The following is a 20,096-nucleotide window of genomic DNA, read 5'->3' on the forward strand; positions in this document are numbered from 1 at the left end:
TTGCAGAGATTGTTGCAGCCATGAATCAATGTTTGCAACAATGTGACGTGTGAGCTACCAGAGGTCTTTCCGATGCTAACCGAACGGCAACAAACTATTCTTGGCGTATTTTTACAAAATCCTAGTGTCACCTTGAATGTTGGGGATTTGTTGCCCCATATTGAAGTGGGGCGTACTACCTTGTTCCGTGATCTGACGGTGATGGTCGGTATTGGTTTATTGCTGCCTGATGCTCCAACCCGCGCCCGTACCTATCGCTTGAATCCATCATCGGCGGTTTACTTGCGTTGGGATTTGAGTCGCCCGCCCCAACAGCGCCTGCCAGTTTCATACAACCCTAAATTACTGGATGATTATCAACCGAATCAGACGTTTTTGTTAAGTGCCACACAACGTGCCGAACTGATGCAAGTAGGCAATATTGCGGGTAGTGGCAAACCGGAACTAGGCAAAAACTACACCCGTTTGATTGCTACCTTATTGATTGATTTGGCACATGCCTCCTCCAATCTGGAAAATGTACCGATTTCATGGCTTGATACCAAGACCTTGCTGGAATTTGGCGAACGCCCCGATGGGTTGGATGAAACGCAATTGCGTATCGTGCTGAACCATAAAGCAGCGATCAATCACCTAACGACCCATGCGGGTGATATGCACCTTTCCCGGTGGGATTTGTCTGACTTACACTCGCTGATTGCTGATGGATTGATTGCAGAAACTGCTGCGATTGGCAGATTGCGTAGCTGGGTTGTACGGTTTTCTGATAGCCGTTATTTGCCGCCCGATAATCCGTACCTGCTCAACGAGGCGTTTGAGGAATTTTGCCGTAAGGGGAGTGCTATTGCTGACCCTTACGAACAGGCGTTTTTCAGCATGACGTTTATCCCGTATCTGCAACCGTTTCAGGATGGCAATAAGCGCACTTCACGGCTGGCGATGAATATCCCGTTGTTGAAAAACTGCCTTGCGCCGTTTTCGTTTACCGATTTGCGCAAGCGGGATTACATGTTTGGGTTGTTGGCGTTTTATGAGCGGGGGCAACATGCGTTTCTGGCAGAGGCGTTTGTGGCGGCGTACCGGCAAACTGCGCCGCGTTACGCCGAGTTGTTGGGGTATGTGCAGGGTGGTGGGGTGTTGGGGACATTGACTTGATTTTTGTTGGGTATGTCAGACAGCGTCAAGGTGTGGGCAAGTCTGCTATTATTGTCAAAACGGTAGGAGACAAACGATGTTGGAAAATACACAAACACGATTGCAGCCGGACTCCCCGGCGGTGATGAAACATATCGACATGTACCAAGGCATTATTAATCGGATGGCGGCGAATAGTGCCGAGTGCAAGAAGTGGGCATTGGGCTTGGTGTCGGCGATTCTGGTGCTGGTGGCGGAAAAGGGGCTGATTGATGCTGCATCGTTGGTGATTGTTCCGGTGATTTTGTTCTGGTTTTTGGATGCGTATTACCTTGCGCTCGAAAAACAATTTCGGGGGGCGTATAGCCAGTTTTTGGATGCTTTGCATCAGGGTAATTTGCCGTTGAGTGAGTTGTATCGGGTTAAGGCGACGGGGGCGTTGCCGACTACTTTTTGGGATGCGTTATTGTCGTGGGCAGTGTGGCCTTTTTATTTGGGGATGTTGGCATTGGTGGCGCTGGCGAAATGGTGGGTTTAAGAGGGTTAAATCATGGGTGCAATTGCATATGAAACCGATTTTTATGGCTGGACATTGGAACAGGCTAAGTTATTGCAAGCCGGTGATTTTGATCAGCTTGATCGTGAGCATTTAGTTGAGGAACTGCAAATTATGAATGCGCGTGAACGTCGGGAATTGTTGAGCCGTTTACGGGTATTGATGATGCACTTGTTGAAATGGCAGCACCAGCCGCATTATATCGGGCGGCGCAGTTGGGAAAAGACGATCAAAACACAGCGTAAAGAGATTGCGTTTCACATGGAAGATAATCCGGGGTTGAAACCGGAATTGGAGAAGATTATCGGGCGGGCGTATGATTTGGCGTTGGATGATGCTGAGGGTGAAACGGGATTGCCGCGTAAGGTGTTTCCGGCGGAATGTCCGTGGACTTATGGGCAGATGTTGGATGCGGAGTTTTGGCCGGAGGCGGTGGAGTAAAGTGGAAAGTCTTAAGATGGAAAAGATCAAAATCCATCAGGAATATTAATAAATTTAAATTCTTGGTAAAAATTCACGTAGTTATTTTTGGGAAGTCATCATAACATCTTATGTCGTCATAGACATCGCACTCTACATGATCAACCAGATGCCTATATATTGCCCATGCTAGTACTCTATAACCATTTTCTCGATGTTTTTCTTCCGGCAAGTGATTGTATACATCTCTGAAAAATTGAATGATTTCATCAAAGTTGTCTTTAATCTTTAATGCTTTGTCTTTTTGTGTGCTGTTTAGGCTATGTGATCCACAATGTAAATTCCATGTATTTTTTATATTCTCAAGATTCTTGCCATCAAAAATAACTTCACGAGCATCATCCATGATATATGGTATAAGTCCAATATATTGATATTTATCATATTCTGTCTTATGTTTTTCGTAAAGATCAAAAATCTCATCCATCGCATGAAATGACTCAAGATATTTCCTATTAATGACGGCAACTACCACGTCAGCTAGCTTAATAACATCTATGATATCTTTTAATCTTCTAAATGCATGACTGTCTCTTTTGTCTTTATAAAAATTAGAAAAAGGTAAGTATTTTAGTAGGCTGTAATTTATTTCATCAAGAGTTTCATGAATATTCTTGTCTTCTCCATAAGAAAAACACATTACCGGAGAGTAAAGGAAAGCATTAAGCCATATTGGAATGGAGTCGCTAGCTAGCTCAACTTCTCCATCCGACATAAATTTTCTCATATAATAATATTTTTCTTCTGGTATATAACGATTGGAATCGCGACTGTTTGCTATTTCTTTATATGTTATTTTGGTTATTGTCTTTACAAAAGGGACATTACATACTTTGACCATCGGCATTGCATCAATGACTTCAGAATAGCATGATAAATCTTGATCTTTCTTATTTATAATAACATGCCCCATATTTTCTTTATATAAACGCCCTATAAACTCCGTGCAATTTATATATACATCTAGGTAAAAAATGTCTTTGTTTTTTGCCTCTTGATTTATTATTTTTTTTGATCTCGCGAAAAAAATCTGATCCGTAATTATTACTCTTCCTTTTACGTTTTCTTGTGAAGATTGTAGCTTTCTATTGCCTCCAATGAAGCAATCTGCTTCGTAGATATACTCTTCATCATTTATATTACTGTCACTCAAAGCAATATTTCTACCACGTATTTCAGCAATTTCTCCTCTGATGTTATTTAACAAAGCATCACTAGAAAATATTTTATCTAAAATTTTATGACTATGCATGAATCTGGCAACAATAATAAATCCACCATAACTCACGTCTGTTGCAGTTTTTTCCAATTCCTTTTCAAGAATTCCTTTGATAAAAGAGTGGAAAATGATATTGATTTCTTTATAAAAGAGAATAGTATTGTCATTTTCAATAAACACTAGGGAAATTGTCTCTTCCCGCATTATCTAACTCCCCATTCGGTTAGTAAATTGGTAAAGCGTTCCTGTATGCTTTCATCGGTTTTATATAGTCGTTTTAAACAGTTTGGATATGGATAGTAGTTTTTTTCATCATCAATTAAAATTGCAATAATTGTCGGTGTATCATTTTTGCACATTTCTTGATTTAGTCGTTTATAAGAAGTCTCATCAATCATGACTAATAAAAATTCAGAAAAATCATTATAATTATTGGTTTCATTAAAAACTTCACACTTAAGGCTGTTTGTTGTTAACAGGTCATTTAATGTATCGCGCCAAAGCTCGCTATCAATAATTAGTAATGCTTTTTTATCTGGCTGTTGATTTTTTAAGATAATTCTTGCGGTACTAATCTCTTTATCTATTATGAGTATAGAGCCAAGACGTTCAGCTAACAATTGTCGAACTCGTGTTATATGAAAGCCATTAGCATCTATCAAGTCAATATTCTCGGAAAAAATATCAATCACAATATCTTTGCCTTCAATGCTAAAGCTAATTATTAATGAGATGCCATCTTTTTTATTGTATGCCTCTGATATTATATAGGATATTATAATATATAAACTTTGTGTTATTGCCTTATAGTCAATTTTACTTTTTAGTTGGTAATATTCAAGTGAGCCAGCATCTATCTTAATGCGCAAATTTTCTGGAATCACTTCATTATAAATGATATTGTGGATTAATTCAGGAAGGTAAACTTCCTCGCATTCTGTTGTATTTATTTTTATGGATTGTTGATAATTCTGAATGCTTTGTTTGCCTTGCTCGACCAAGGACAGAAGCTTTTCTATGCTTTTCGGCGTTTGGTAACGCTCGATGTCTTTTGCGAAAAAATCAAGGCGTCTGAATATTAAGTTTATATCTGTAATCGTTTTTTGTGTTGAGTCTTTAAGCCGGTTACGTTCCAAGTAACTTGAAATGATTTCTTGTTGATTAGCAATTTGTCGGTTTAACGCAGTGTTGTTGGCTATTTCCTCCTCCAAGTGCTGATTAACTTCCTTTAATTCCAACAGCCGAAACAATCCAGACACAGCACCAGCCATGTTTTGCAGAAAGAATACATCCCGAATCGAGTAAACATGATCAAGCTCATCATGGTAGGTAGCAATCACCCCACGAACCTTTTGTTCTTTTCCCTTAGCGGCAGTAAAGATAGGTACACCGATCCAAGAAGCTAGTGGCTTACCTGCATGTTCCTTATGATTTGGCTTGGCATACCAAGCAAGGGAGTCAGCTTTGGTTTTTATGAACAAAGGCTTTTTGTCGCGGATAATGACTTCTGTTCGACCTAGCTTAGTTGGGTCAATTTTCCGTTTCTGGTTATGCATCTCCGCCCACACCTTACCATTCTGGTAAATTAACGGGAAGGAGATATTATCTTCCACTTCATCATATAAGGCGATATACACATTTTCTGAGAACATCACCTTTTTGATGTATTCATGAGCGATTTTTAGAACTTGTTCTTGTGTCAAATTAGCTGATGACAGGCTATTAACCTTATTAACAAACGCCGTCAGCTCTTCATAACGTTGTTGGCTATGATGGCTGCTTAGACGATTACCTAGAGCGTCGGAAACTTCGTCAATTACGTTTGAGGCTATCCTACCGGGATTATTAGCCGGTATAACGAATGCCCCGATAACACGCCAATTTTCTTCTAGTGTTCCTGCACGCATGGGAGTGACAAGATAGTTTTTCTTCCCAATAGAAAGTTTTAACGGTTCGTTCCCATAATTTTCCCGAACTCTATTTTCGTTTGCAAATTTGTCAATTATATTGTGAGTATCATTTTCGAGAGAGTGACGCGAAGTGTTTTCATCTTCATTTATAGACCAGACTATTTTCCATTCCATTGATGAGGACTCAATGGCTCTTATCTGGAAATGTTCTACCCCATAAAGGCGATGCAGATACGCAGCTACTGTTTCATAAAGTGCTTTTGGTTTAGTCAAAGGCAGTGATGAAATTTTCTGTATCACTGCTTTTTTCTGCTTGGAACGGTATTCTGCCAACAAAAATCCCATGAAGTCAGCGATGGCATCCATGAACCGCAGATCGTCCTTATCGTAAGCGTAAGGCATTTCGGTGTCGTGTAGGATGATATGTCCAAACACATAACCATCCGGGTGATGCATTGTCACACCCAACCAAGATTTACACTCTGCAAGAAAACCCGATAATTTAGCCGTATCATCAATGATGATTCCATGCAGCGCATCCATCCCTTCATTGGGAATATCAGAGGGAAGCATCTTTAATCTGTTGAGATTGTCTTCTCCTCCCATAATCTGAAGCAATACTGCTTGTTCGAGTACTTTTGTTGCTCGGAAATTGGGGTGAACCTCTCCATTTTCGTCGATTGCCTGATAGTAGGTTTCAATATCCAACGGATTTTTCATGAGAAAATAGATGCGGTCATAGTCATACCAAATCTTCAGGTGTTCCAAAACTTGTTTGAGTATTTCACCCTCACTCTCGAACATTCGCTGACGGGATGCTAAACGTCCCAAGAGTTCATTTCGCAGTTTATAGGTCAGTTCATCTCGTAAGTGTCGGCGCAGTGAACGTATCAAAGCCGCAAGCCGATCACTTAGCACATCCATAATGCGCTGAATACGTGTGCTGTAAGCATGTTCTTCTTTGCTGTGAATGATGAATACCCCTAATCGCCGATAACGTCCTAAGCGCATGGGTACAATCATTACAGTGCCAAAGCCGTCGAAACCTGCATTGCTACAGTCAGCTTTGGTCTTAAACCAAGGGTAGTCTTCTGGTTTCAGAAATTTGATAGCGACATCCCGAATGGCTGAATTGGTAACATCAAAAATACCCGATGAACTGCTAGTGCTATTAACCTGATTCCCAGCATCGACAATCAATCTGTAGTCTTGTGTGCCATACTCGCAATAAACAATCGACAACTCTTCCTTGCTGATACCGGGGAATTGATCAACGGTTAAGAGTTTCTGAATAAGCTCCGCAGAAGATTTGGCTGTTTCAGTGGCAAACTGAAGTTGATCAACAATATCGGAAACAATATCCCACAAAGTATCATTATCCTGCTGTTGCTTATCTTGATTATCTGTAGTCATGACTCACGTACCGTGTGTTTTTATTGACAAGTTGTACGTGTCTGTTGAAACGTACATATTCTTCTTGCAGTAGGGCAAGGGATTTCTGATCCTGATCTTCCATCAAGGCATTCATTAGAGAAAGCACATCCAGTTTGCATTGCAGCAACTGATTCATTGCTTCCCGTGCCAACTTACGCATGATGTATTTACGCCCACCTTGTCCCGGTGCAGGTGCACCATCCTTAGTGAGCTTCACAAAGGCTGACAGATGGTCGAGGGTGATATTGAGTGCTTGTTGCTGGGATAGATCAGGACAGGAAATACCCATACAGATTTGTTCGCGCCACTGATCAAACCGCCGCACATGGTAAACACTCGGCAATCCCCGCAACACCATTTCAGTACGCTCCAGCCCCAACACACATTCCGCAAACACTGTCCCCGCCGCAATCAATTTCCCATTGTCATCAATATAGTTCTCGATAAACAATGAGTTAGAAATCTCCACAAACCGCCCACACCGACAATTCCCAAGCGGCTGTTCACGATTCTTACAAGCCGGGCAAGCCACATCCCGCTCATAAAACACTTCGGTATGCGGCCCGCACTTCTTGCCATCGCTGGCAATCTGCCCAGTGGAACGCTGCCGCCAGAAGCAATGTTCCTGCCCCAGCCCCACCAACCGTTCTTCCGCTATCCCCAACGTTTTCCAGCATTGGTAACTCGCTTCGTCCCGCCCAAATTCCGCATCATCCAGATAGGTAATCCACAACCGTTCTTTTTCCAGCCCCAACACCTCGGTCAGGAAATACCACAAACGCGGCAACACCGTTTCCCGTTCAGTCGAGCCAATATGAAACGCCGCCGACATGTGAAACAAACTCAAGCGCGTTGGGTCAGCCCCGACTTGTTGCATATCAAAGTGGCGAAAACACGGTTGGGTAAACGCAAACTTGCCACCGGTCTCTGCCACAATTTCGTCCAGATCATTTTCGACCTGAATCAGCCCAGCACTCATCACAAATGACATCGGCACCGAATCGTGTAATAGCGAAGAGGGTGGTAAACGGGCAAAGCCATCCCGCTCATGCAAGGCAAGAAAAGCCTCGCTAATAGCCTGACAGTCCAGTGCGGTACGCGGTATTGAATTCATGTAAACCAGTCCCTAATCGGGTTGCGGGAAAAATTCCCACGTAAAATTAAAGCAAATGCCCTCACTTGCGTTTATAGCAAGTCTGTGTAAATTTTACCATAGCATTTCATGCATTATGTTGCCGTTGGCAAAACGAGAATTACCCGCCCAAATTTGTATACAATAGCCCAATCATCCACTAACAAGAGGAACCACCATGAAGGCCGACCACGCCAAAATTGTACTGAATGCACGTAAAAATGCCGACGAACGCGCCAAAGGCTACCGCGAACAAGCGTTGAAGCTGTACCCGTGGATTTGCGGGCGTTGTGCGCGGGAATTCACGCACGCCAATTTGCGCGAATTGACCGTGCATCATCGCGATCACAACCACGACAATAACCCGCAGGATGGCAGCAACTGGGAACTGTTGTGCTTGTATTGCCACGATAATGAACATCAAAAGTTAATCGAAGCCGAGCGTGGCGGTTCTGCCGGAACCAGTGGCCCCGCCGCCGCAACGCATAACCCGTTTGCCGATTTGAAAGCGAAGATGCAGAAAAAATAGCGCGATTGCTGGAGTTTGTGACGCTTTTGGGTTTTCCGGTATACTCTGGCGTTTCAGCCAATTTGGGATAGTCACGCGCCATGAATCCTGATCTTGCCCGCTTGCAAGCTTACCCGTTTGAACGCATCCGCACCTTGCTGCAAGGCATCAGCCCCGCTGATTTGCCTGCGGTTTCGTTGGCAATGGGGGAACCCAAGCACCCAACCCCTGCTTTCATTCATGAAGCGATTGCGGCAAATTTGGGTGGTTTAGCCAATTACCCGCTCACCAAAGGCTCGGCAGCGTTGCGCGACAGCATTGCTGCTTGGCTGACACAACGTTTTCAACTTCCGGCGGGCGCGGTGGATGCGGAACAGCATGTCATTCCCGTGAATGGTACACGCGAAGCACTGTTCGCATTCGCGCAAGCCGTGGTAACGCGCACTGGCGATGCAGCGGTGGTGATGCCCAATCCCTTCTACCAGATTTACGAAGGTGCGGCGTTACTAGCCGGGGCAGAAGCCGTGTTTCTGAATTGCACTGCTGCAAATGGTTTCATCCCCGATTTTGCCGCCGTACCCGCAGCGGTGTGGCAGCGTTGCCAATTGCTCTACATTTGCAGCCCCGGTAATCCCACGGGGGCGGTCATGCCGTTGGAAACGCTGCAATTAGTGCTGCAACTCGCGGAAACCTATAACTTTATTGTCGCTGCGGACGAATGCTATTCCGAACTGTATGCCGATGAAACCCAGCCACCAGCGGGCTTATTGCAGGCCGCTGCGCAGATGGGGAATACGGCATGGAAGCGTTGTGTGGTATTTCATAGCTTGTCGAAACGTTCCAATGCGCCGGGGATGCGCTCCGGTTTTGTGGCAGGCAATGCGGAAATCCTCAAACAATTTTTGCTGTACCGCACCTATCATGGCTGTGCAATGCCGCCACCGTTTCAGGCGGCGAGTGCTGCGGCATGGGCGGATGAAACCCATGTGCAAACCAACCGAGCGTTGTATCGGGAAAAATTCACGGCGGTGATGGCGATACTCGCGTCGGTGCTGGACGTTTCCCAACCAGCGGCAGGTTTCTACTTGTGGCCGCAAACGCCAGTGGATGACAAAATATTTACCCGTGAATTGTTTGCACGAGCGCATGTGAACGTTGTTCCCGGCAGTTATTTGTCACGGGAGGCGAACGGGATGAATCCGGGAGCGGGGCGAGTGCGCCTCGCCTTGGTTGCCCCGTTGGATGAATGTATTGAAGCGGCGGAACGTATCCGGCGCGTCGTTGAAACCCTTTGAATATTTCCTAAAAATATGGAGAAAAGAATGTCAGACGTAAGCCAACTGCAACGCATTATCGAAGAAGCCTTCGAGCGCCGCGCCGACATCAACCCGCGCAATGCTGAAGCGCAAACCCGTGATGCCGTCAATGAGGCGTTGGAATTGCTGAATGCCGGTAAATTGCGCATTGCTACCCAACACGGCGTGGGTAATTGGGAAGTAAACCAGTGGCTGAAAAAAGCCGTGCTGCTGTCATTCCGCTTGAATGATAACGAAGTGATGGATGGCGGTTGCACCAACTATTACGACAAAGTGCCATCGAAATTTGCGGGCATGAGCGCGGATGAATTTGCTGCGGGTGGGGTGCGCGTCGTGCCAAATGCGATTGCACGGCGTGGTTCGTACATTGCTCCCGGCTGTGTGCTGATGCCGTCTTATGTCAATATCGGCGCGTATGTGGATAGCGGCACGATGGTGGATACCTGGGCAACGGTTGGTTCTTGCGCACAAATCGGCAAGAACGTGCATTTGTCCGGCGGCGTAGGTATCGGCGGCGTGTTAGAGCCAGTGCAAGCAGGCCCGACGATCATTGAAGATAACTGCTTCATCGGCGCACGTTCTGAAGTGGTGGAAGGCGTGATTGTGGAAGAGGGCGCGGTGATTTCAATGGGTGTTTACATCGGTCAAAGCACCCGCATTTATGACCGCGAAACTGGCGAAGTCATGTACGGGCGCGTGCCAGCGGGTTCGGTGGTGGTTTCTGGCAACCTGCCATCCAGCGACGGCAAGTACAGCCTGTATTGCGCCGTGATCGTCAAGAAAGTTGACGCGAAAACCCGCAGCAAAGTGGGTATCAACGAGTTGTTGCGCGACATTTAACGCAACATTTGGAGCAGCGCCCGATACTTGGGCGTTTCTCCAGCCGCCTGATTAATATGCTCTTTCACGCCCCAACTGCCGTAAGCCTGATAGGTGCGCGGTGCTGAAAACGCCACAAACAGGCTATTCCCCGTAATCTTTTGCCAGCCCTCCAGAAATTCGACGTACAACGCTTCCATTGGTTGCGCCCGATTTGCACCGATGTATTGCGGGTTGGGGAAATCGCGAATGGAACGTGACTTACGATCCACCAAATGTTGCCCGCCCTCGTAAGCAATCAATTTCACGCCATATTGTTTGGCGAGATCAGCCTGCTTTTGCACCATCGTTAGCACGTTTTGAATGGAATAAGCGTTGCGGTCGTCTTTTAATAGCTTGAAAACATCCTCGGTACTGCGCACTTCGGCTTGCTGACGTTCGTGAACATAGAAATACGGTGCAATGGCAAACGCATCAATGTGGCGGTGCGCTTGGTTATAACTGAGCAATATTTCACTTAAACGGGGATTGGCCGACCAACCGCCCAGCACCCGCACCAAGCGTTTGGTGTTACCGAAGGCTTGTTCCCACAGCCGGAACACTTCTAGCGAACGTTTGACGTAATACTTGTGTCCGGCTTGCGGTGGATCGGTGTCGAGTTTTTGTTGCAGCCCCATTTGCTTGGTGTAATGCGCTTGGCTAAAAGCCGGGTTCCACGCTTCATTGGTGTATTCCACGTAGGCTTTTAAGTGGGGGCGCAGATTTTGTTGCACATAATCAGCGTATTGGCGCACAAGGTCATCATCCGCCGCATGGGGAATATTGAACCATGCATCGGCATTCAGGCGATTGGCTAATGCAACCATGATTTCCAGTGGTGCGCCGCGTTTGCCTTCTGCCCCTGCCCAGGTTGCTTGGCTGAGGCGTGGCATTTGTTCCCACTGGCTGAGCGGATTGCGGGTAATGCCCGACATATTCATAAAGCGCAGCGTTTTGAAATCACGCATAAAATTCAGGTAATCGGGATTAAACACAATGTCGTCGTAATGCGTTACAAAGTCACGGTAATCACTGTCACACTGTTGAGCGCTGTTAACGCGCTGAAATGGATTGTTGGCACAAATGCCGCCCGGCAGGAGCACGCGGATATTGCGCAAATAATTGTCGGGTTTGGATTGTTGAATGGTGAGCGTGACTTTGAGGTATTTATCCGCGCCAGCGGCAATCTGAATAATATCTTTGCCGGGTAAGCGTCTGATTAGCTTGGCATCATCGCCATAGACTAATTCGCCCTCACCGTCATATAACACGGTGTAATGTCCCTCAGGCAACGTACCCACAGGCAGCCAATGCAACAAATTAGTACCCGCTTGCCCCCCATTAAGCTGTTGCGGCCAGCCGTCGGCGTCGTAAACAATGTTACCATGCGTAAGCTTGGCATCGGCTTCCGCAAACGGCAGTGCCATTTTGAATACATTAACGAAAGGCACGCTAGAATCGACTTGCATGACTTCATTGGTATTCATGCCGATGGGCAGGTTAGCGGCGTAGGTTGGCAATGTGGTAGATATGATACAAAAAATGCCATAAATAATATGCCAAACAGATTTTTTTATTGCTGTCACAACCAATTCCATGCCGCGTGTTAGAGTGGCGAAACTATAACAGGATACGTGATGTTCATCACTTCCTGAGGGAAGACTTCGCACTAGAATGCGTGTCATCAGCGATTAACGGAACTTTTGCTTATCACCTTGCCCTAAAAAGGAAACTTGAAATATTAGTTTTTACTAATATACTAGGTGATGGTTTGATTTGGGGAAAACACATGAAACGTTTAAACAGTGCTATTTTTGTCACCTTGTTGGGGTTTGCAGCGCTGCAAACTGCCCAAGCATCGGGCTGTGGCACCAGTGCCAGTGCGGTCAATCAAAGAGCCGCTGCACATCTGGAGTCTATCCAAAAATATTCGGAAAAATATGGGGTTAGCGCGGATATGGTGAAAGCCGTGATCGCCGTCGAATCCTGCTACAACAGCACCGCTTTGTCACCCAAGGGGGCGCAGGGTTTGATGCAATTGATCCCTGCGACTGCCGAACGTTTCGGGGTCGATGATGCGTTTAATACCAGCCAAAATATTCACGGTGGCACGCGCTACCTAAGTTGGCTGATGAAACGTTATGACGGTGATTTATACAAAGCGGTTGCGGCGTACAATGCGGGCGAAGGCGCGGTCGATAAATACAAGGGCATTCCACCGTATAACGAAACCCAGCATTACGTGCGCAAAGTATTAGCGGTTTACAATGGCTTGAGCGGGCAGGCGATTGCGCTACCCGCTGTCAATACCACCCCTCGCAAGGGCAACAATGTCGCAACTACCGCTCCGGCTAAGCAGGTATTCCCAGCCGGAAAACCGGGGCGCTCTGGTTGGCAAGCTGCCAAAGCCAAAGCGCCGCATCTGTTCAAGCACTAAACATTCGCCAGCAACTTCAACAGTTGTTGTTGCGCATTGATGCTTTCCACCGCGTCATTTTCAGGTTGTTGGCGCAAGTATGTGCCATCAGCCTGCAATTCCCACGCCTGCGTATTGTCTTGTAAATGCCATTCAAACGCTTCATGAATAATCCGTTGGCGCAGGGCTTGGTCTAAAATCGGGAAGGCGACTTCGACGCGGCGGAAGAAATTGCGTGGCATCCAATCCGCACTGGAACAATACAATTCCTCAGCGCCTGCATTCTGGAAATAAAATACCCGTGGGTGTTCCAAAAACCGCCCCATGACCGAGCGCACATGAATGTTTTCGGAAATGCCTGCAATGCCGGGGCGCAAACAGCAAACGCCACGCACGACCAGTTCCACTCTCACGCCTGCTTGCGAGGCTTGATACAAGGCGCTGATGGTTTGCGGTTCAATCAAGGCATTCATGCGAGCGCGGATTAATGCCGGTTTACCCGTTAAGGCGTGTTGAGTTTCGCGCTGGATTTTTTCCATCACGACTTGGTGTAAGTTGAAAGGCGCTTCCAATAAATATTTCAGGTCGCGCATTCGCCCCAAGCCGGTCAACATGTGGAAAACTTTATGCACGTCTTCGGTCATGTCCGGTTGGCAGGTGAATAGGCCGAAATCGGTGTAAATGCGTGCCGTGCCGGGGTGATAGTTTCCCGTGCCAAGGTGCGCGTAACTGCGCAATTGCTGGCCTTCGCGCCGCACCACCAAGCACAGTTTCGCATGGGTTTTGTAACCCACCACGCCATACACCACGTGCGCTCCGGCATTTTGAAGCTGATTGGCAAGGCCGATGTTGGCTTCTTCATCAAAACGCGCTCGCAGTTCGACCACGACCGTAACTTCTTTGCCTAAACGCGCCGCCCGAATTAAGTGTTTGACCAGTTCGGATTGTTTGCCAGTGCGGTACAGCGTCATTTTAATCGCCAGCACATCCGGGTCTTTTGCGGCTTGCCCAATGAAGTCCAGCACTGTTTGGAAACTTTGGTAAGGGTGATGCACCAAGACATCGCCGTGTTTGATGCGTTCAAACAAATCCGGGTGGCGCTCAGCTACCGATGGGGCAGGGCGGAACGGTGGAAAGCGCAGGGCAGGGCGATCCACCAGATCCGCAATCGCCATTAAACGATTCAGGTTGACCGGGCCATTGACGTTGTAAACATCCTGTTCGCACAGGTGAAAATGTTCCATCAGGTATTCGATATTGTCCGGTGGGCAATGGTCGGCGACTTCCAACCGCACCACCGCGCCGTAATTGCGTTGCGGCAATTCGCCTTGCATCGCTTGCAACAGATCGTCGATTTCTTCCTCATCCACGTACATATTGCTATTGCGGGTGAGGCGGAATTGGTAGCAGCCCAACACTTCCATGCCGGGGAACAGCCGATCTATAAAAGCGTGCAAGATGGAGGAGAGGAACACGAAACTGTCGTTGCTGGCAGCCATGCCTTCGGGTAGGCGAATAATGCGCGGCAGGCTGCGCGGGGCTTGCACAATGGCGGTGTCAATTTCACGCCCGAAGGCATCCGTGCCTTGCAAGCTGATAATGAAATTCAGGCTTTTATTAATGACATTCGGGAAGGGGTGCGCGGGGTCTAGCCCCAGTGGACTCAACAAGGGCATGAGTTCGCGGTCGAAATAGTCCGATAGCCACGCCAGTTGACGTTCATCCCAATGGGTACGGCGCACAAAGTAAATGCCTTCCTGACGCAGCGCGGGGATGATGGCTTCGTTTAGGAGTTTGTATTGGGAGTCAACCAGCGCGTGTGCCGTGGTCGTGATTTGCTTCAAAGCTGCCGTTGGGGTTAAGCCGTCTGCACCAATGGAAGCGACATCCAATTGCAATTGTTGTTTGAGGCTGGCGACCCGGACTTCAAAAAATTCATCCATATTCGCGCTGGAAATACACAGAAAGCGCAGGCGTTCCAACAGCGGCACTCGCGGGTCTTGTGCCAGTTCCATGACGCGGCGGTTAAAGGCAAGCAGGCTGAGTTCACGATTGAGGTAGTAATCGGGGTTATTCAGGTCGGGTGCAGCATTTTCCTGCATGATAACATCCTGTTCCGTGTCCGGTATTGTTGATGATGGCGTGCAACCATAGCTGCAAAATGTGACCGTTTGATTACAGTCTGTGCGTAGATGGTCATCTTCACCCAAACGCCAAAGATAGCGCAACGGTAACGGCGGCAGGTTGATAGGGGCAGTTGTTATTATTCTCATGATCGACAGTACACTGTGTAATGGTTTTATTGATATAGTTATGTAAGACAGTCGCCGATCATACACCATGTGGGCTGAATCATAAAAAAATGAGGCATGATTAGATATGTTTGAGTTAATCAAATCTGGCGGGATTATGATGTTCCCCCTGATTCTGAGTTCGATTATCGCATTAGCGATTATTATTGAGCGTTTTTTGTCGTTGCGCGTTAGTAAAGTTGTGCCTTCCAGTGATATTGAACGCGCCCGCAAACTTGCCGGTATTACTAAGCTGGCGGATGTGCAAGTCGATGAACTACGCAACGGTTCGCTGTTGGGGCGCGTATTGGCGACGGGGCTGGAAAGCCGCGAATTGCCGCGTCATATTATGAAAGAAAACGTCGAAGAATCCGGGCGGCACGTGGTACAAGAATTAGAACGTTACCTGCCAGCCTTGGGTACGATCATTACGATTGCGCCAATGATGGGCTTATTGGGAACGGTTTTGGGGATGATCGGGGTTTTTAGCGCAATCAATACCGCTGGTGTGGGCAATCCGCAGCAGATGGCAGGGGGGATTTCTGAGGCATTGGTGACAACCGTGGTGGGATTGCTGATTGCGATTACTAGCTTGGTATTCGAGCGCTATTTCAAAGCCAAAGTTGACGGTTATGTGGCGATCATGGAACGTGAAGCCTTGCGTTTGATTGAAATTGCTAACTCCAGCCGCAAAACATTACCGGCGGCGGCAACACCAGCACCTGCGCCCGCCGTCGCCCGCCCAGCGCCAGCATCCGCACCGCTGCCACGCGGGGGTAAGCCTGCATGAAATTCCGTACCCGTGAACGCAGTGAAAGCAAGGTCGATTTGACCTCGTTGATTGATGTGGTGTTCATGCTGTTGATTTTTTTCATGGTCACGACTACCTTTGACAAGAACGCTGAACTCAAGATTGAGTTACCCACTGCCAGTAATGTGGCGGCGGCTTCCTCGGAAGATAAGCTGGAACTGCTGATCGACGGGCAAGGGCGTTACTACATTAATGGGCGTGAAGTGTTGAATAATCAGCCTGAAACGCTGTTTCAAGCCATGAGCATGACCTTGGAAGAAATGGGTAATAATACCCCGCCACTGGTCATTTCGGCGGATGCGAGTGTCAATTATCAGGCAGTCGTGACGGCAATGGACATCGCTGGGCGCTTGGGGTTGACCAATTTTTCGATGGCAACCTCGCAAGCGACCCGCAAACCACAGGAATAGGATGACAACACCACGCACGACGGGCTGGCAGGTTTATCGACGGCTGATTGGCTATTCGCTGGGCTACTGGCATTATTTGGCGCTGGCAACGGTGGGCTTGGTGATCAGCGCGATGACGCAGCCATTTTTTGCGTGGGGGCTGCAACCTTTGCTGGACAAGGCAATCATGCAACGCGACCCCGATACCATTATGTGGTTGCCGGTGGGTATTCTGGGGCTGTTTTTGGTGCGTGGCGCGGCGATGTTTTTGTCGGGGTATTACATTGGCATGATTGGGCGGCAAGTGACCAAAACCTTGCGCAATCAGGTGTTTAACCAGTTATTGCGGATGCCGGTCAGCTTTTTTGAGAATACCCAGTCGGGTAAATTATTGGCTTATGTCAGTTATTACATTGATCAGGTGGCGAATGCCAGTATTCGCGGCATGACGACGCTGGTGCAAGATTCCGTCACTATTTTGAGCTTGTTGGGCTTAATGTTGGTGTATAGCTGGCAATTAACCTTGGGTATCTTGGTGATTGTGCCGGTCATTGCGCTGATTGTGGTGTATGCCACGCGCCGTTTGCGCCGTTTGAGCCATAAAGTGCAGGATTCGGTGGGGGATGTGACCCAGATTGCCAATGAAATGATCCGTGGCTACAAAGTCGTGCGAATTTTCAATGGTGAACCGTATGAAGAGCGCCGCTTTGGTGCTGCCAATGAACAAAATATTGACCTGCACATGAAACGCATGGTGACAGAATTGCTCAGTACGCCGTTGGTGCAATTCATGGTGGCGGTGGCGCTGGCTGCGATTGTCTTCATGGCGACCCGTGAATCGACGCTGGAAACCTTATCGCCGGGTACGTTTATCTCCTTCATTATGGCGATGATTCTGATGCTCACCCCCATCCGCAATTTGACGCAGTTGAATGCGCAATTGCAAACCGCGATTGCGGCGGGTGAGGGCATTTTTGAGTTGTTGGATAGCCCCACCGAAGCCGATACCGGCAAGCAAACGCTCACCCAATGCCGGGGCGAAGTGCTATTTAGTAACGTTTCCTTCCGTTACCCGAACACCGACAAGTGGGTGTTACGTGACATTGATTTGCGCGTCAACCCCGGTGAAAAAATTGCCTTGGTAGGCAAGTCAGGCAGTGGAAAAACCACGCTGGTGAACTTATTGCCGCGTTTTTACGATGTGCAACAGGGCGAAATCTTGCTGGATGGGGTGCGCTTAGCCGAGATGAGTTTGTACAACTTGCGCAGTCATATTGCGTATGTCGGGCAGGACGTGGTCCTGTTTAACGATAGCGTGCGGAATAATATTGCTTACGGCGATATGCGCGGCATGGATGATGCGCAAATTCGTGCCGCCGCTGAAGCCGCGTTCGCCTTGGAATTCATCGAAAAGTTGCCGCAGGGTTTCGATACGCTGATTGGTGATAATGGGGTGATGTTATCCGGTGGGCAGCGTCAACGTTTGTCGATTGCGCGGGCGATTCTCTCGAATGCCCCAGTGTTGATTTTGGATGAAGCGACTTCGGCGTTGGATACCGAATCCGAGCGCCATATTCAAGCGGCGTTGGATAATTTGCTCAGTAATCGTACCACGTTCATGATTGCGCACCGTTTGTCGACGATTGAGAATGCTGACCGCATTTTGGTGATGCAAGACGGGGCAATCATCGAATCCGGTAAGCATGGCGAATTGCTGGCGCTGAATGGACAGTACGCACGTTTGCACACGCTGCAATTCCATGATGAAACTTGAGCGCTGGTTGCTAAACGTTTGGTATGGCAATGATCGGCTGGGTAAGTACCTGCTGTTGCCGCTCACGGGGCTGTTTTGCGTCTTAGCGGCTTGGCGGCGGTGGCAACATAAACGCCAGCAAGTGAAACATTCCGTGCCGGTTATCGTCGTTGGCAATATTTCGGTGGGTGGCACTGGGAAAACGCCGTTGGTCATTTGGTTGGTGAAACGACTGCGTGAAGCGGGGTTTAAGCCGGGGGTGGTGAGTCGGGGGTATCAACGTCAAGGGAATGACCTTGGTGACGAGCCAACACTTATTAAGCAACGTACTCAAGTTCCTATTGCGATTGGCAGCGACCGCAACCAAGCGATTGCCACTTTACTGCAACATCACGCTTGCGACATCATCATCGCTGATGATGGTTTGCAACATTACCGCATGGGGCGTGACGTGGAAATCTGTGTGGTGGATGGGCAACGGCTCTTTGGTAACGGTTTTTGCTTGCCCGCAGGCCCTTTGCGCGAATCTATCTCGCGTTTGCAATCCTGCGATTTTGTAGTCATCAACGGTGAAACCATGCACATGTGTGGCGATACCTTGGTGAATTTGGCAACAGCGGAGGCGCAACTGTTAACCGCATGGGCAGGCAAAACCGTGCATGTTGTTACTGGCATCGGCAATCCGCAGCGCTTCCTCCAGTCGCTGGAACAGGCGGGATTGCTGGTCATTCCCCACCTTTACCCCGACCATCACGCTTTTACTGGCACCGAATTATGCTTTGACGACACACATCCCATCATCATGACGGAAAAAGATGCGGTAAAATGCCGTCAGTTCGCTGGGCAAAACGCATGGTATCTGCCGATTGAGGCGGTACTGGATGCGACGCTTGCTCACGCTTTGCTCACCCGTTTACAAGGATTCAAACATGGATAAGAAATTGCTGGAAATTTTAGCTTGCCCCGTCACCAAAGGGCCGCTGATTTATGACAAGGCTAAACAAGAGCTGGTGTCGAAATCGGCGCGGTTGGCTTACCCGATTCGGGATGGCATTCCGGTGATGCTGGAAGAAGAAGCTCGCCCGTTGACCCAAGAAGAAGTGGAGGCGTTACACGAATGAATACAGTGTTGGTGATTCCGGCGCGGTATGCCTCGTCTCGCTTGCCGGGCAAACCGTTGCGCGAATTGGCGGGTAAGCCTTTGATTCAGCATGTACACGAGCGGGCAATGGCAGCCGGTTTTGCTACGGTGTTGGTGGCGACGGATGATGAGCGTATCCGGCGCGTGTGCAGCGCGTTTGGGGCACAAGTTGCCATGACTGCCAGCACGCACGAAACCGGCAGCGACCGCCTTGCCGAAGTGGTGCAACAACAAGGTTGGGCAGATGACACTATTGTGGTGAATTTGCAGGGTGATGAGCCGCTCACGCCTGTGGCAAATTTGCATCAATTGGCGCGTAATTTGGCGCAATACCCGCAAGCTAGCATGGCAACCTTGGCGACGCCGATTTTCAGCGAAACGGAATTTCTTAACCCTAATGTTGTGAAAGTTGTGCGCGATGCGCAGGGCATGGCATTGTATTTCAGCCGTGCGCCGATCCCGTTGCAGCGCGATACAGGCGTTGCATTAGAGGATTATGCGTTGCGGCATATCGGGATGTACGCCTACCGTGCGGGCTTCTTGAGAGCGTTTGCAGGGATGCAGCCCGCGCAAATCGAGCAGTTGGAAAAGCTGGAACAGTTGCGTGCATTGGCGCATGGCTATCGGATTCACGTTGATATTGCAGCGGAAATTCCGGGGGCGGGGGTGGATACCGAAGACGACGCGCTGAGAGTTGCCGCTATCCTCGGTGATTGATAAGTGTCCATTTATAAAGTTGAATATTATT

General features: G+C 48.2%; 18 protein-coding genes. 13 read left to right on the plus strand and 5 right to left on the minus strand.

Annotated elements, in window-relative coordinates:
- The first annotated feature begins 72 nt into the window (after positions 1-72).
- The 3 genes from HMY34_RS15415 (at position 73) to HMY34_RS15425 (ending at position 2,131) form a co-directional block, all read left to right on the plus strand.
- A complete protein-coding gene (locus HMY34_RS15415) occupies positions 73-1,155 on the plus strand; it encodes a Fic family protein (RefSeq protein WP_202716331.1) in 1,083 nt (360 codons plus the stop codon).
- A gap of 76 nt (positions 1,156-1,231) precedes the next feature.
- Complete coding sequence (locus HMY34_RS15420) at positions 1,232-1,672, plus strand: hypothetical protein (RefSeq protein ID WP_202716332.1); 441 nt, start codon at positions 1,232-1,234, stop codon at positions 1,670-1,672.
- Positions 1,673-1,684: 12 nt separating this feature from the next.
- Positions 1,685-2,131 carry a DUF29 domain-containing protein gene (locus HMY34_RS15425; protein ID WP_202716333.1) on the plus strand — a complete coding sequence of 149 codons (447 nt, stop codon included), beginning with the start codon at positions 1,685-1,687 and terminating at the stop codon, positions 2,129-2,131.
- Between the two features lie 73 nt (positions 2,132-2,204).
- Here the strand turns inward: HMY34_RS15425 and HMY34_RS15430 are convergent, their stop codons facing one another.
- Genes HMY34_RS15430 through HMY34_RS15440 form a run of 3 tightly spaced genes read right to left on the minus strand, consistent with a single transcriptional unit; the run spans position 2,205 to position 7,847 of the window.
- Positions 2,205-3,593, minus strand: coding sequence for a hypothetical protein (locus HMY34_RS15430; protein WP_202716334.1), 1,389 nt, complete (start codon positions 3,591-3,593; stop codon positions 2,205-2,207).
- Positions 3,593-6,712, minus strand: coding sequence for a GAF domain-containing protein (locus HMY34_RS15435; RefSeq protein WP_202716335.1), 3,120 nt, complete (start codon positions 6,710-6,712; stop codon positions 3,593-3,595). Before HMY34_RS15435 ends, HMY34_RS15430 begins: the two co-directional genes overlap by 1 nt.
- Positions 6,699-7,847: an alanine--tRNA ligase-related protein gene (locus tag HMY34_RS15440; RefSeq protein WP_202716336.1), complete on the minus strand. Its 1,149-nt coding sequence runs from the start codon at positions 7,845-7,847 to the stop codon at positions 6,699-6,701. Before HMY34_RS15440 ends, HMY34_RS15435 begins: the two co-directional genes overlap by 14 nt.
- A gap of 196 nt (positions 7,848-8,043) precedes the next feature.
- Here HMY34_RS15440 and HMY34_RS15445 point away from each other — a divergent pair, with 196 nt between their 5' ends.
- The 3 genes from HMY34_RS15445 (at position 8,044) to dapD (ending at position 10,529) form a co-directional block, all read left to right on the plus strand.
- A complete protein-coding gene (locus HMY34_RS15445) occupies positions 8,044-8,394 on the plus strand; it encodes a YajD family HNH nuclease (RefSeq protein ID WP_202716337.1) in 351 nt (116 codons plus the stop codon).
- An 80-nt stretch (positions 8,395-8,474) separates the two neighbouring features.
- A complete protein-coding gene (dapC, locus tag HMY34_RS15450) occupies positions 8,475-9,668 on the plus strand; it encodes a succinyldiaminopimelate transaminase (protein WP_202716338.1) in 1,194 nt (397 codons plus the stop codon).
- 27 nt (positions 9,669-9,695) lie between these two features.
- Entirely contained in the window at positions 9,696-10,529 is an 834-nt protein-coding gene (gene dapD, locus HMY34_RS15455; protein ID WP_202716339.1) for a 2,3,4,5-tetrahydropyridine-2,6-dicarboxylate N-succinyltransferase, read from the plus strand.
- Here dapD and HMY34_RS15460 read toward each other — a convergent pair.
- Entirely contained in the window at positions 10,526-12,133 is a 1,608-nt protein-coding gene (locus HMY34_RS15460) for a hypothetical protein (protein ID WP_202716340.1), read from the minus strand. The two genes, dapD and HMY34_RS15460, sit on opposite strands and share 4 nt — an antisense overlap.
- Positions 12,134-12,336: 203 nt before the next feature.
- Between HMY34_RS15460 and HMY34_RS15465 the strand changes: the two genes are divergently transcribed.
- A complete protein-coding gene (locus HMY34_RS15465; RefSeq protein WP_202716341.1) occupies positions 12,337-12,984 on the plus strand; it encodes a lytic transglycosylase domain-containing protein in 648 nt (215 codons plus the stop codon).
- Here HMY34_RS15465 and ppk1 read toward each other — a convergent pair.
- On the minus strand, positions 12,981-15,065 hold the full coding sequence (ppk1, locus tag HMY34_RS15470; RefSeq protein WP_202716342.1) for a polyphosphate kinase 1: 2,085 nt from the start codon (positions 15,063-15,065) through the stop codon (positions 12,981-12,983). The genes HMY34_RS15465 and ppk1 overlap by 4 nt on opposite strands.
- 277 nt (positions 15,066-15,342) lie before the next feature.
- Here ppk1 and HMY34_RS15475 point away from each other — a divergent pair, with 277 nt between their 5' ends.
- Genes HMY34_RS15475 through kdsB form a run of 6 tightly spaced genes read left to right on the plus strand, consistent with a single transcriptional unit; the run spans position 15,343 to position 20,065 of the window.
- On the plus strand, positions 15,343-16,044 hold the full coding sequence (locus HMY34_RS15475) for a MotA/TolQ/ExbB proton channel family protein (RefSeq protein WP_202716343.1): 702 nt from the start codon (positions 15,343-15,345) through the stop codon (positions 16,042-16,044).
- The gene (locus HMY34_RS15480) at positions 16,041-16,475 is read left to right on the plus strand and encodes an ExbD/TolR family protein (protein ID WP_202716344.1); all 435 of its coding nucleotides are present in this window, start codon (positions 16,041-16,043) and stop codon (positions 16,473-16,475) included. Before HMY34_RS15475 ends, HMY34_RS15480 begins: the two co-directional genes overlap by 4 nt.
- 1 nt (position 16,476) lies before the next feature.
- A complete protein-coding gene (msbA, locus tag HMY34_RS15485; RefSeq protein WP_202716345.1) occupies positions 16,477-18,228 on the plus strand; it encodes a lipid A export permease/ATP-binding protein MsbA in 1,752 nt (583 codons plus the stop codon).
- Positions 18,215-19,144, plus strand: coding sequence for a tetraacyldisaccharide 4'-kinase (lpxK, locus tag HMY34_RS15490; protein ID WP_228287883.1), 930 nt, complete (start codon positions 18,215-18,217; stop codon positions 19,142-19,144). The genes msbA and lpxK overlap by 14 nt, the downstream gene beginning before the upstream one ends.
- Positions 19,137-19,328: a Trm112 family protein gene (locus HMY34_RS15495; protein WP_202716346.1), complete on the plus strand. Its 192-nt coding sequence runs from the start codon at positions 19,137-19,139 to the stop codon at positions 19,326-19,328. Before lpxK ends, HMY34_RS15495 begins: the two co-directional genes overlap by 8 nt.
- Entirely contained in the window at positions 19,325-20,065 is a 741-nt protein-coding gene (kdsB, locus tag HMY34_RS15500; protein WP_202716347.1) for a 3-deoxy-manno-octulosonate cytidylyltransferase, read from the plus strand. The genes HMY34_RS15495 and kdsB overlap by 4 nt, the downstream gene beginning before the upstream one ends.
- Positions 20,066-20,096 lie beyond the last annotated feature (31 nt).

Origin of the sequence: Thiothrix subterranea, from assembly GCF_016772315.1 — a bacterium.
Taxonomy (GTDB): Bacteria; Pseudomonadota; Gammaproteobacteria; order Thiotrichales; family Thiotrichaceae; genus Thiothrix; species Thiothrix subterranea.

Coding starts and splice junctions, on each gene's coding strand:
- lpxK (WP_228287883.1), top strand. CDS start 18,215: ATGATGAAACTTGAGCGCTGGTTGCTAAACGTTTGGTATGGCAATGAT.
- msbA (WP_202716345.1), top strand. CDS start 16,477: ATGACAACACCACGCACGACGGGCTGGCAGGTTTATCGACGGCTGATT.
- HMY34_RS15425 (WP_202716333.1), top strand. CDS start 1,685: ATGGGTGCAATTGCATATGAAACCGATTTTTATGGCTGGACATTGGAA.
- HMY34_RS15415 (WP_202716331.1), top strand. CDS start 73: ATGCTAACCGAACGGCAACAAACTATTCTTGGCGTATTTTTACAAAAT.
- HMY34_RS15465 (WP_202716341.1), top strand. CDS start 12,337: ATGAAACGTTTAAACAGTGCTATTTTTGTCACCTTGTTGGGGTTTGCA.
- dapD (WP_202716339.1), top strand. CDS start 9,696: ATGTCAGACGTAAGCCAACTGCAACGCATTATCGAAGAAGCCTTCGAG.
- HMY34_RS15430 (WP_202716334.1), bottom strand. CDS start 3,593: ATGCGGGAAGAGACAATTTCCCTAGTGTTTATTGAAAATGACAATACT.
- HMY34_RS15495 (WP_202716346.1), top strand. CDS start 19,137: ATGGATAAGAAATTGCTGGAAATTTTAGCTTGCCCCGTCACCAAAGGG.
- HMY34_RS15435 (WP_202716335.1), bottom strand. CDS start 6,712: ATGACTACAGATAATCAAGATAAGCAACAGCAGGATAATGATACTTTG.
- kdsB (WP_202716347.1), top strand. CDS start 19,325: ATGAATACAGTGTTGGTGATTCCGGCGCGGTATGCCTCGTCTCGCTTG.
- HMY34_RS15445 (WP_202716337.1), top strand. CDS start 8,044: ATGAAGGCCGACCACGCCAAAATTGTACTGAATGCACGTAAAAATGCC.
- dapC (WP_202716338.1), top strand. CDS start 8,475: ATGAATCCTGATCTTGCCCGCTTGCAAGCTTACCCGTTTGAACGCATC.
- HMY34_RS15420 (WP_202716332.1), top strand. CDS start 1,232: ATGTTGGAAAATACACAAACACGATTGCAGCCGGACTCCCCGGCGGTG.
- HMY34_RS15475 (WP_202716343.1), top strand. CDS start 15,343: ATGTTTGAGTTAATCAAATCTGGCGGGATTATGATGTTCCCCCTGATT.
- HMY34_RS15480 (WP_202716344.1), top strand. CDS start 16,041: ATGAAATTCCGTACCCGTGAACGCAGTGAAAGCAAGGTCGATTTGACC.
- HMY34_RS15440 (WP_202716336.1), bottom strand. CDS start 7,847: ATGAATTCAATACCGCGTACCGCACTGGACTGTCAGGCTATTAGCGAG.
- ppk1 (WP_202716342.1), bottom strand. CDS start 15,065: ATGCAGGAAAATGCTGCACCCGACCTGAATAACCCCGATTACTACCTC.